Annotated in this window: 9 protein-coding genes; 2 read left to right on the forward strand and 7 right to left on the reverse strand. The window is 55.8% G+C overall.

The window, feature by feature from the left end:
• Entirely contained in the window at positions 1-1257 is a 1257-nt protein-coding gene (locus AWB75_RS19165; protein ID WP_061125747.1) for an ATP-grasp domain-containing protein, read from the forward strand.
• 2 nt (positions 1258-1259) lie between these two features.
• The gene (locus AWB75_RS19170) at positions 1260-2456 is read left to right on the forward strand and encodes an MFS transporter (RefSeq protein ID WP_061125665.1); all 1197 of its coding nucleotides are present in this window, start codon (positions 1260-1262) and stop codon (positions 2454-2456) included.
• Positions 2457-2540: 84 nt separating this feature from the next.
• Here the strand turns inward: AWB75_RS19170 and AWB75_RS19175 are convergent, their stop codons facing one another.
• From AWB75_RS19175 to AWB75_RS19205, 7 genes are all read right to left on the reverse strand, one after another.
• Positions 2541-2861, reverse strand: coding sequence for a DUF3761 domain-containing protein (locus tag AWB75_RS19175; RefSeq protein ID WP_061125666.1), 321 nt, complete (start codon positions 2859-2861; stop codon positions 2541-2543).
• 243 nt (positions 2862-3104) lie between these two features.
• Positions 3105-3578: a hypothetical protein gene (locus tag AWB75_RS19180; protein WP_061125667.1), complete on the reverse strand. Its 474-nt coding sequence runs from the start codon at positions 3576-3578 to the stop codon at positions 3105-3107.
• 169 nt (positions 3579-3747) lie between these two features.
• Positions 3748-5592 carry a hypothetical protein gene (locus AWB75_RS19185; protein WP_061125668.1) on the reverse strand — a complete coding sequence of 615 codons (1845 nt, stop codon included), beginning with the start codon at positions 5590-5592 and terminating at the stop codon, positions 3748-3750.
• A 257-nt stretch (positions 5593-5849) separates the two neighbouring features.
• Positions 5850-7532, reverse strand: coding sequence for a site-specific integrase (locus AWB75_RS19190; protein ID WP_143746453.1), 1683 nt, complete (start codon positions 7530-7532; stop codon positions 5850-5852).
• Positions 7525-8787: a site-specific integrase gene (locus AWB75_RS19195; RefSeq protein WP_061125670.1), complete on the reverse strand. Its 1263-nt coding sequence runs from the start codon at positions 8785-8787 to the stop codon at positions 7525-7527. The genes AWB75_RS19190 and AWB75_RS19195 overlap by 8 nt, the downstream gene beginning before the upstream one ends.
• 927 nt (positions 8788-9714) lie before the next feature.
• Positions 9715-10590 carry a restriction endonuclease gene (locus tag AWB75_RS19200; protein WP_235012158.1) on the reverse strand — a complete coding sequence of 292 codons (876 nt, stop codon included), beginning with the start codon at positions 10588-10590 and terminating at the stop codon, positions 9715-9717.
• A gap of 223 nt (positions 10591-10813) precedes the next feature.
• On the reverse strand, positions 10814-12256 hold the full coding sequence (locus AWB75_RS19205) for a hypothetical protein (protein WP_061125671.1): 1443 nt from the start codon (positions 12254-12256) through the stop codon (positions 10814-10816).
• Positions 12257-12415: the final 159 nt, after the last annotated feature.

A 12415-nucleotide genomic window follows, 5' to 3' on the forward strand; every position in this document is an offset into this window, starting at 1 on the left:
ATGAATATCCTTATTCTGCATCGGATACCCTACCCGAAAATCGACTATCACCGGGGCATTGATCACGAGCGCCACGAAGTAACGTATTTCGGCGTGAAGGGTTCACTTGCCACGCTGCCGGGTGCACTTCGCTGCAAGGCAGTCGAACGGCCGGGAATCGCGTCGGCATTCGAAGAAGCGAGGCAATGGCTGAGCGAAAACCCTCGCCACTTCGATCGCATCATCTCACTGTCGGAATACGAGTTGCTCGACGCCGCGAACCTTCGCGGATGGCTCGCGGTCGCGGGTGCCACCGTCGACCAAGTCAGGCTGGCCCGTGACAAGATCCTGATGAAGGAAGCTGTATCGCGAGCGGGCATTCGTGTGCCGCGCTTCCTTTCCCTGCCGGAGTTCGTCGCGTCGGGCGGACGTGTTTCGTGGAGTGCAGACACCGTGCTCAAACCTCATAGCGGCGCATCCAGCGAAGACGTCGTTGTCCTTGCGAATCCGAAGACCGCGCTTAGCGCGATCGTGTCGAGGTGTACGGGCGCTGCCCGTCTGGATAGCGGACAGAGCAATCTAAGCGAATATGAAGTGGAGGAGTTCATCAGTGGCCCGATTCTGCATTTCGATGGGTTAGTCCACGAAGGGACGGTGCTGACGATTACCGCCAGTGAATATGTGGGCAACTGCCTTGCATTCGCAAACGGGGCGCCACTCGGTTCCTATCACTATCCCCTCTGCAATGAGGAGCGCGCTTGGGTGCAACGCGCACTTGAAGCGACAGGCATCCGAAACGGAAGCTTTCATCTTGAGGCTATCCGACACGGGTTCGACATGGTGTTTCTTGAAGTGGCCAACCGGGTGGGCGGCGCGGACGTCGTCAGAACCTTCGAATTGGCTACGGGCGTACATCTTCCATCTCAGGAATTGCGAATCCTGATTGGTGAATATGCAGACCTGTCCTGTCGGACGTCGTCGACCGGGCTGTGGCACGGATGGTTCGTGTACCCGGGGCATCATCAAAAGGATAGAACACATCGCGGACTCGATGGAGTGGAGTTCTTCCGGACAAGTCCTTCCGTCATTCACTGGCACGAACTGAAAACCGGCGCATCACTGCCGTCGCATGTCACTTATCAAGCGCACGAAGTGCCGCTCGCCGGGGTCATTGCCACCACCGGTGCAGAGAAAACCCGCGAATGGATCGATCGTTTGTTCGCGTCCGTCTCGTGTAAAACCGAAATCTTGTCGTGCGTCGCAGCGGAGGGCTCGTGAATATGTTTCTTCTCGCGACTTTTGTCTATCGCTTTGCCAACGGTCTGCTCTTCCTAGCCGTGGCGTGGAATCGTGTGCGCTCGGGCAGCGGCGGAGCGATGTCGCTGGCTTTGTCAGCCATTGGTGGATTTCTTCCGGCGGTTGTAGCGGCGCCATTTGCTCGTCGACTGCTCGAGAGGGTGGATTCGCGCAAGATCACGCTCTGGGGAATTGCCGGGCTCTGCGCCAGCGCAGCAGCGTTTGTCCCGATTCTTCACTTACCTCTGGCTGTTCTGGCTATGAATTTCCTCGTGCTATCAATCTTCTTTTTGCTTGAAGGCGCATGGGACGCCCTGCTGGCTGCCACCGCGAACGGTTTGCCACTAAAGCAGGGCGACACGCTCAATTCACGACAGAGTGCCGCTACGCAAGCCGGACTCATGCTCGGAGGTTTGCCCGTTGGTTTGCTTATTCGGCATGGCGGAAGCGATGCCCCTTTTCTTGCCGCAGCAGTGCTTTATGTATTCACTCTGCTGCTCTTCGCGCATCCTTCGCTTCGCCGCGACGCAGACGAGACACGAGACAACGCGCTCGAAGGCGCCTCGCAATTGTGTGCGGCACGCGGCGAACCGTCGAACACGCCCGCTTGGACGACCATCGCCACGCTTGCGCTTGTCTGGCCGTGTCTCACGCTCGTCAATATGGCCGTGCCACTGACCGCTAACACTCAAGGCCATGGCACTGTTGAGCATGCTGCGTTGCTAGACGCCTTCATTGGACTCGGTATGGCGTGTATCGGCGTTCTTTATGAGAGACTGATTTGCCTCTCCGCCCGATGGCAAAGATATATCACCGTCACGGCAGCGGCCTTCATGCCGTTGCCGTTTCTGGCGTTGCTGACGATTTCATATGCGCTTCCCGTGCTTTGCGCAGCGTTCTTTCTTTGTGGCATCGGCTTCGGCATGTTGCGCGTCAGCCTGAGAAAGCAACTCATCGCGACGCATCCTGCGCGACGGGTGGGGCAGATCGTTGCGTCATGCAATGCATACGGTTTTCCAGCCCTGGCGATCTTCGCGCTGCTCTACGCGCGAAGCTGGGAATTTGGACCTTGGGTGCCGCTGGCAGCGTTTTTCTTCATGGCACTGATTGGCGTCTTTGCGTTGATGGGCGGAGCAGCGGAGGGGCGCGTTCGGCCAAGTGCAACTCCCGATGTAGGTTGACGCGCCGGCTCTGCCAGTCCTTCCGGTCGGCTCGCGCGCCTGAAATGTGTGACCGGCCGAAACTCGTTGCAAAATGCCGCGTATTCACTGCCATTGCGCCACTCCGCCGTGGCGTGAGCACGTGCCGCTGTGGTGCTGGCTGAAGCTGTAGGTGCCGTCGCGGCACTGGGCGGTCGCGCCGGTGGGAACGGTGCCCGAGCGGGAGTGCGCGGGTGAGTGGACCGTGTTGCCGTCGCGATTGACGTAGTGGCCGTGGTTGTCGAGGTCGGATTCGTCGGGTTGGGGTTGGTACTGGTAAGGAGTGCCGCGATACGCGAACGCGTCGGGCGTCCACGCGGCACTGGCCACGACCAGCGCGGCGACGGCGAACGCGCGTAGCGTGCGCATCGGCGTGAGTCTCTGCATTGCTTGTTCTCTCGTTGTTCTTCTTGATCGCGCAGTCCTGCGCCTCGTCCGCTCAACAAAAAAGCGGAGTCCCTTTATCGGGTACTCCGCTTTGCGAGGCAAGCAGCTTTGACGGTTTTCTTGACGCTTACACGTTGAGCTTGCACCCCCGAGTTCAGTCGCTATGGACTGTCCTGTATGTTGTTGTTTTTTCTATGAAACGTGATGCGTTGGCGATGTCCATGCCTTCTAGCGCGAAATCGCTCATTTCGGCGTCCCTTTGTCCATAGCGACCAGCTTCTCTCTCAGCGGGATTGGAGGAGGGGAAAGTTCATCGAGCCTAGCCTGAAGGAAAGCATTTTTCTGCAGGACTTCGAGCACCAAGCGGTGAGCACTCGCGAGTTGAGACTGTGAATCGTCGCGTTGCTTCGTCAGCCGCGTAAGTTGCGATTTCAGGTCCTCGCGTATACGCGTTTTCCGCTCGCGACGGGCCTGTTGCAACTTCTGTTGTGCGTCATGCATTTCTATCCAGGCCTGAATCTCGCGAACTAGCGCTGGGAACCGCTTCTTTTTGAGTGCAGTCGGGTCTGTGCCCGCCTCCTTGGCAACATTGTTTTGGCTGACAGGGGTTCCGCGCGGCAGTATCAGGGGACGGTCCTCCCTTAGGCGCTCGAATGCGCTTCGAAATCGCTGCTCTGCGGTTTCAGGCTCGGTCTTTGTCGGCACTGCTTCGTTCATACTGTCCACCTATGAATGTGGTTCGCCCAACAGCGTGCCTTGTCGGTTGCAAACGCGGCCGCTGCTTCGCTGAAACAATCTCCTGTCGACCGTCCCGTGCAGGTTCCTCAGACATGCGCGAAGAGCCTGAGTGCAGCTAAGCGGTCACGACTCGCACAGAGTCGTCTTTCTACGAACCGCGCTTATTCTGCTTCGTGACTTTGAGGTAGTTTTCCATGCCGATGATTTCGGCCTTCAGCGCTTGAGCACGAGGGCTGTCCATTGACGCTTTGCTAAGCTGGACGTTGGCATCTTCAAGTTGACGTTTCACTGCGGGTCGTTTCCTGGAGTCGTACACCGCTTCTCGGCACGGCTTATCCCCATCGCCCCCCGAGCAACGCGCTACTGATTCAATGCCACCGTAGTCACAGTGCCCTCGCTTCGCGCATCCGCCCAACCTCGTTTCCCGGAACGGGATTTCTCCATTCCTGGCCGCTTTAATGAGTGCCTTCAAGGCTTTGGTACCAACCAAGTTGACGACGATTTCGTCCTTCCGTTCGTCGCCGAGCGGTGAAACGTAGTGCTCGCCGACAAGGGCTTGTATCTGCTTTCCCATGACTTCGTATCGAGCAGAAACGACTTGATTCTCGAAGTCTGCACTGAAGCGAAGACGACTGAAGTTACGACCGTAGTATCGGGTTTGAAGCAACGTAACGTGCTTCAAGATGACTTGAATCGAACTTTCGCTCAGAAGCCCACTGGCGAACATGTTGATGGCACCCGTGCGTCGGAGCTCGTGATAAGCCAATGGCCATGTCTTGCCTACTGCAAAGTCTCCATTCTTGTCCAGATTAGGCGTGAACTTTCGAGCGATTGCCAAATCCTCCTCAGTTATTTTTAGCACTTCTAGGTCAAATAGACGTGGGAACCTTTGCGCGAGGTAACGGTAGGATTGAAGCTTAGGCCTCGTTATGTAGGCTTTCCATTTCCCCGGAACTGCAGCCCATGGCTCAAAGCAATAGTGAAAGAGACAAGGATTTTCCCGGTCATACTCGCTGCAGCCAACGGCGGGATTTTGGACGGCACAGCTCATCCGCAGCCTAGCGATGGCAGTCATCGCATCTACCGCGACTTCGACGTTGGGGCTTGTCGGCCATCGAGCGTCGCTGTCTGGGTCAGTCTTGGTCGTCTCGCCGCAGATAATCGGAACGCGACCAAGCACTGAGTCTTGCTCCCATTGAAGACAATTGGCCCTCAACGTCGCGACTTCCTCCTTCCGCTGGAGCGTAAAGTTTGCTACGTAGGTCAATCCCACGGTTTGTACAAGCGTCAGATAGGACGACAGCGAAGTTATGTCAATAGTCCCTCGCCGAGGTGGCAGTACCCACTTCGCCAGAATATCGAAGATTCCAAACTCCTTCGCGACGAGTTCGAATGGACCGTAAAACTGCCGCCCTGACCTGGCGCCACTGTTTTCCCGCTGCTTTGCAAACGGAAGGAATGAATCGCGGTCTCCTTCATGAAGAAACGCAGTCTTCAGGTCGCCGAAGTTGTGAGCGTATGCGTCGACACAAAACTTGAAACAACTTTCAATTTGTTTCTGGTGCCCAAGAAAATCATCGAGACACTCTCTAAGCCGGCGGACTTGGTACACCCAAATTCTCGGAGGGATATAGGCGGTTTGCTCTCCAGTGACTTCTTCGTCATGTTCATTTGTTTTGCGCGATTGCTGTTTCTTCATCGCGTCGGCAAAATCGAACAGGCCCGCTTCATCCAGTAAAGTAAATCCAATTTTGACGTCAGAACGAAGAACTCGGTCTAAAACCTGCAGAACAGTTCTGGAATCTTTGCCGTTCGGGTACAGAGCCGTGAGCTTTCCGACCAAAATCGGATAGCGAACAAGGTTGCATGCAATAACCCCCTCAGCATCGCAAAGCGCAACAATCCGACGCAGAAGGTCAAAATGCTTTTTTAGGTACGACCAACTCCGAGCACCCATGGGACCCCACAGAATCCAAGTGGCCAGGATTCTCATGACATTTTGATTCTCAGGGCTAAGCTTGGGCGCGCTTCGGCCGTGGTGCCCTCCGGCAAAGTCGAATCGAAACCTTCTGCCAACCCATGCAGAGAAATCCCAATATGGGTCACCCCATTTCGACTTGGGGTTGCCGCTCTCGTCTAAGCTGACCACCCAGTCCGCCGGCGGAGGCCAACTTGGTGGCCGATAACAAAAATGCGTTGGTGCGATTGGACACTCAACCACGTTGAGGCCGAATTCAGAGACAACCACTGTCATAGTGCTCCCTCCAGTTCTGCAAGCTCCACTTCGAAGTCAGGGTGATACCAACCTTCGGCAATACGCGCTCGCGCTTCTGTAACCCATTCCCGGTGCTCCGCGCTCGATTCTTCGAACCAACTCAACTTCTCCTGAATTCGGTCGATTGCCAGTTTTGCCGGTGGTGCATCCTCAGCTAGCTTCCGCATATCGACCTTGGTGAGTTCGTAGAGCTTGAGTTGAGAAAAGGACGCCAGAGCCCAAACGTAGTCAAAGGAGTCGATGTCGCGATGGTCTACGCACCATAAGCACCCGGATTTTCTCGCGCAGTTTGGCTTTGGGGCTTGCTTCGCAATCGACGTTTCTTCTTTCGGAGCGCCGGTGCATTCTCCCGGAGCAACGGCCTCCTTCTTGGCCAGATGCGAGTCTAGGACTGCCCAGAATCTGGTGGATTCGGCCATCGCGCGCTGGTGGCTTGGCCGATGATAGACACGGAGCAAAGTCCTCTCGGTATGCTGACTCGTTTGAGCTGTAAAAGCTGGGTCGCCAGTTCTGCGTAACATCCAATTCACTCTCGTGTTTCGCAACAGACGAGGGCCGATGAAGGTGAGATTCAACTCAGCACAAATCGTGCGGATTCTTGCCATGTCGCAACGGGAGCCTGGCCGGCTTCCATATCGAATGAAAGGAAACATCAGATTTGACTTGGGGAACAGGGCTTTACGCCATTCAAGGTAGCGCTCGAGGTGAGATTTGTATTCCTTGAATATCTCGAACAACACTGTGCGGCTTCCCCGGCGCTTATATTCGCTGACCTCGTAGCTGTCGTTATGGCTCACGTAGGAAAAGCGCCGCAATGTTAGGCGGCTAGCTTCCGTCGCGTTCATAGCTGTCTGTCCGATGAACATCATCAGTTCGGCTTCAATCCTTAGGTTCGCGAGAAATTGCCGGGCGCCGATACCCGGAACCACATCACTGTCTGTTGTGGAGCGTCCGTTGCTGCCTGCACTGAACCACTTGCCGCTTCGCAATTTAATTTCAAAGGGCAGTTCTGCGCCAAGGATGGCGCTTTTGGGAAGGCTGTCGCATACATCCTGCAGCATGTGTCCCAGCTCAAATGTATTGCTAAGATTCTGTTTTTCAGATTGGATGCCGACCGCTGATTTGCGGCAGCTCTTCCATCTAAGGCGGGTCAGCTCAATTATCCCAGTGTGTCGTTGGAGGGCGCGGTCCAAAAGTGTTCCAACGACCGCTGCGTAGTTGAAAGCCGACCTCATGGCTAGAGGGTGTTGACCGCCGCGTGCTTTCTCCGCAGGCTTTCTTCTCAACCGCGTGCGGTGCAAGAGAAAGTCACCCCATGCGCAATACGTCGCTTCAATAGTCGACATCGTGAGTGGGAGAGACTCGCGCTCTGCAAAGCTGAACAACATCCGCAAGATTCTTATCCGGTCGGCGGCAGTTTCACGCGAGTTGCCACCGGCGAGCGCTGTGTTGATTTCCTCATGCAAGGCAGATACCAGTTCTAACCGGTCAAACTCTGGGGGACCTAGTGCCCCACTTGCAATTAGATTTTTGACATGGTCCGCTCGAGCGGAAGCTCCACGGCGATAGAGCAAGACGGCGAGGTCCCAAGGCGTTTCGTCCGCACCATACATGACATCTGGAAACGTCAGGTCGGGTAGTCGAAGTCGGTCAAGCATCTTCGCTGTCCCAGTCGCGGTTTCGGAAGCCCGTGAACGCCTCATTGAACGCTATTGCGGCGTTTTGCTTGGCGCGAGTCGCCTTCCTGAACTTGATATAGCGATAAGTCGTGGATTCGTTTTTGTGAAGCATGGCGTCTCGAACGATTCCTATTGCCTCGGCTGGGCTGGCTCCACTCGAGAGTAAGACATCCAATAACCACGTACCGAACGTCGCGCGGGACTGATGGAACTTGAAGTTCACCATAAACCGCATGCCAGAGTTCACTGCCCGCCGTCGCATCTCTTGAATGAGCCTGTCGACAGTCGCTACGGAGTAAGGTCGGCCTGTACGAGTTAAGAACAGTAGGTTTTTGTGCTTCGGACCCGCTTTTGCCTCTCGCAGCAGACGTTTCGTCGACAATGAATATCGTTTCAGGTCATCCAAGACTGCCTTAGGCACCATCATGTCGCCTTTCACCGAGCCCTTTGTAGCGATACCGGTCCCGGGACCCACGGGGAGCAAGAAAATGCCAGGCGTATGTGGGTCCTCTCGCGCTGTCAGGAGGCTGGTTACGGTCAGGGTCGTTACGGTGCCTACGCGCCCGCCTGTGAAGAATCCGGTGGAGAGCATGAGGTGCAGTTCCTCGGTCTCATGCTTAGCCGTGTGTGCGACAAGTCGATTCATATGGTCGGCATGAAGAGGAAGTAGTCCGTCTTCCAGCGTCAAGCCGATAGAATTTCGATTTGGGATGGAGAGGTCACTACTCAGCCGGACCGCGGTCCGCTTGAAGCCTGCCGTATCGTGATACGGTATAACCGCGAGACGGTCCTTCCACATTGGAGCGCTATTGCCGATTAGGTTGTGCAAATCGGCAAACCGATAGAACTGGATGACCGTGCTCATGCAATTCGACGCCGTACTGCTGGCAAGAGTCCCTTCATCGCGCTGGTCAATGAGGTGCTTGCGGAATCTGCGAAGCACCTGCTGGTCCCGACGTACAGGGAAGTGTCGCCAGTCCGTGTTTGTGGACTCGAGGAAGTTTGCGTACACGCACATGTGTTTCATCGTGCGCTTCACTGTCTCATCGTCGACTGCTTCAGCCCTTTCCAGACTCCAAGCATTCGCTTCATCCCATCCGCTGTGGTTCTCCCAATAGAGTTGCGGTAAGCGTGCGATGGGCGGCTTATCTGAAAGTCTTATCCAGACCAGCTCACCAGCGTCATCTAATGAGGCTTCATAATATTGGTATTGAATGTAGTCTAGCCGCGCCATAGTCAGCCCCGGCCCCGAATGACAGAAGGAACTGGTCGACAATAAGCTGTGTGCCGTGCGTGCCGAACCAATTCGGGCAACGCGACAACGTTCAGGTGAGGGGAAGCGCGATGGTCTCCGCAGGCCGTAATAGGCGGTCTGTCGAATCCACTTAGCGCGTGACAGGAAAGGAGGGGCGCGGGCTGCGATTCGAATCTGGTGGGCAGCTTCGGATGGACGACGAGGGAGGCCCATAAGCCGCGGGAGCGACCCGCTCCAAATGTGCTCCAACGACGCCTTGCATCGCATGGAGCCCTATTTCCGGGGTCGCACGGCATCTGCAATTTGCCTGAGCTAACTCCCGACCAACCAATCAGTTCAAATCCGTACCGCATCGCAACCTCGCTAACGTACCCTCTCATAAAAGGAGGATTTCCGGCAGTTGCTGGCCGGCTACGTTGATTGCGATTTCAGTCTATGGGCGTTGCACCCGAACCCACTTTAGCGTAACTATGGCCATCAATCAAGTCGACATCGAGGCGAAGATTTGGTGTTCAAGGGCTTCGTAAGTAGCGAGCAGGCCTTCTCGATTTGCAACCTAAAAAGATGAGTAGTAAAACGAGATATTCTGAGATATACGGTTTAAGAGAAAAGCATGGTTAATCGCGTACTGGCATGTATAGCGTCAAATGCGCTACTCTCATACTGACAGCAGCGTTCTACGCGACGAAGTCGCCAATTGGATGTCGTCAAATAGTATGCATAACGAACGATTTATGGCAGACGAATTCCTGTCGGGGTCGATTTCTCACTAGCCATGGCGATGAACGGGTCCTCGCGCCATTGTCCGGGGCACGGTTCGATAGTTGCCGAGTGAGGCACTCAGTCACGCTGGCGTATAGCTTGGAAAAGGGCGGGCCCGGCGGGCCCGTTCCGTCTTGGTTGCGGTCAGGCAAAGAGGTCGCGCACGCGTTCGAAGGGGAGCCCCGATTCTGCGGCACGTCGAACCTTCCGCTCGAGCAGGTGATTCAAGGGAATCTGCCTGTCGAGGGCGTCGAACAGGTCTAGTCCATCCATACAGATGACGCGCTTAGCGCGACCGAAGGCGGCCAACCCGTCCGGAGTGAAGCCGCTGTTGCTCACGAATAGACCGCGGGCCCATGTGGCTTTCTGCTCCAGCTTCCCGTGAAAAGCATGCAAATCGGCTGCGGGAGTCTGGGCGGACTGCCACTTCGCCTCGACGAGATAGGTTTCGCCTTGCAGCACGAAGCTGCCGTCTATCTGCTCGCCGCGATGGCGAAACGGTTCCCTCGCTTCGAGACCGAAGCAGTCGAACGCCTCCTTCAGCCATGCTTCAAACGCGTATCCCCGGGGATGCGGAGGCAAGGACGATAGCTCAATAAGCTTGGTCTTGAGCGCCAGAATCCGGCGAGTATCGAGCGCCGGCTTGGGCGGCGGATTCGGACTAGCGGTCCCCTCGGGTTTGCCTTCGAGACGGTTAATCAGGGAGAGGAACTGCCCTTCCGCGTTGGAGACCCATTCATCCCGTCCCTGCGATTGCCTAACGGCTTCGCGATATTTCCACAGGGCCTTGAGCGTCGTAACGGCGGTGACCAAGTCGACCTTGTTCAGAAAGCACCGGAGCCGCTTTGCTTTGGATGTGCCGTTATCATGGTAGACGGGGTCGTCAATGTCGACATTGAGCTCTTCCAGAAAGAAGATGCCCATGGTTCGGTCGGAGAAATTGAGCACATACCCGCCATTCATTTCGAACAGGTCATCGACGAGCTTCATGTCGACGGTTCGGATATTCGGCGTCTTCATACGTTGCATATGGTCCCTGCGCGTTCGGTAATCATGCCGGCGTCATTTTTCCGCCTGCGCCGCAGGCCGCCGTTCTTCGCGAGTCCAATCGTGGCAATCGAAGAAGTATGCCCGAACACGAGCAGGGCAGAGCGGTGTATCCGACTTGCCGGCGATAGCGTCAAATTGGTGTAGTTGCCTGCGCGTATTGTCACTAACATCGGGTGTATCGGCGGTGCCAGTCTCAGGAAGCTGTCGCCATTTGATTCGGCTTCGCTCTCTCCATCAACTTCTCGTAGAACGGAGCGTAGACATCGAACAGATGAGGCGGCAGCTCTGGGCTCCGGTAGGGGGCCTCGTTCAGTAGGTCGGACAGCAGTAAGAGACGCTTTTCCGGGATGCTTCGACGTCGCGTGTAGTCTTCAAAAAACATCGCGAATCCGCACTTTTTCAGCCGGACAGCCTCGATAAGCCTGTCGACATGGTCGACGCTGAGAATGTAGACCGGGTTTCCCGATGCGAAGTGGTCTGCACTTGCCGTGAATAGCTGGTCCGTCTCAGCCGCAAAAAGGTCACCGTAGGTGATAACGACCTTGTGCACGGCCGCGTTGGGATAGGTCCTCTGTACGAAAGCCTCGACGTTTCTCAGTTGTTCATCCGCCTTCTTCACGGTTGCACTGAGCTTCGATGCGTAATCACGTGCTGTTCCTGTCGCGGGTAGTGTGTGAGTCAGGGCCTTGTTCTTGACCTCGAGCAACACCACATCAGCCCCATCTAATACTGCGAAATCGCAGCACTTGCCGCCGACCGAAAAGCGGGTCCGAACTTGCTCTTCGTTCAGAATCTCAAGGCCAGTCAGACTGAGGCTACGCCCGACATACTCTTCGAACAGTTTTTCGAAGCTCTGTCGAATCCCGGGGCTCTCGCTGCGGCCAACGATGTCACTCAACGCGTATCCGAGGTTGCGGTCGAGGCAGCAGCGCCCCCAGAAATACCAAGTGTCGTTTTCCAAACGTGTGAAAGGTGACCTATACAGCAGGTTCGGCTGGAACCACTCGTCGGAACTGACCTCTTCGAATTGCTCCGCAGTCACCGGTCGGGGGATAAGCATCGTTTGATAAAATTTTTCGACGGGTGCTCGCCCAAAAATTCCCTGCAAAGCCACTCTATATCTCGGAGCCATGACGGTCGAAATATCTTCGAGTGAGTGTTTGCGGAAGAGGGTCGCAAGGCCGAGAAAGTCCATGGGCGGCATGCCCAAGCTCTCTTGGAAAAGACGGTAGAGATGCGAGTTCGGTTGCAGTTGGTTTATGAGGTCAATCTGACGCGCGAAGGGTCCCAGCTCTTGCTCTCGTTGATGCGGAATTTGCGGGAGAATCCACGACCTTAGCGCGAGGTGAAATGAGCGGCCCGGCCCGAATCCGGTGAAGGCCAGGTCAGCGACCTTCCATGCCAAGTCAATACACTGCCGTAGTTCTTGCCGTGTGATTGCCTCGGAACCGTACATCCGCGGTTCATCGCGCAATACCCAGACAGCGACGCGCTCCGCAAGCCATGGGGCACGTGGCTTTCCGTCATCTGCCGTTGACTCGGTCCCGATGAACTGAGACAGTTGGGCCAAAACGCTAGCGTAGGAAAACTTGCGGAGCCGGTTGCGGATTGGACGGATTGCGCTCGCGTACGTCATGTGTTCCTTCGCATTTCTTTTGTAGTACGGCCGTCGAAGTAGCCAATGCGCTACGACTGAAGTATCCGTCATTTGAACCATCGCTTCTGAACAAGTGTTGACCCCGGAAGACTTCACGGGAGGTGGTGTCATACAACACCGTTACCTCGCAATAGTCGG

It is taken from the genome of Caballeronia catudaia, assembly GCF_001544755.2.
GTDB lineage: Bacteria > Pseudomonadota > Gammaproteobacteria > Burkholderiales > Burkholderiaceae > Caballeronia > Caballeronia catudaia.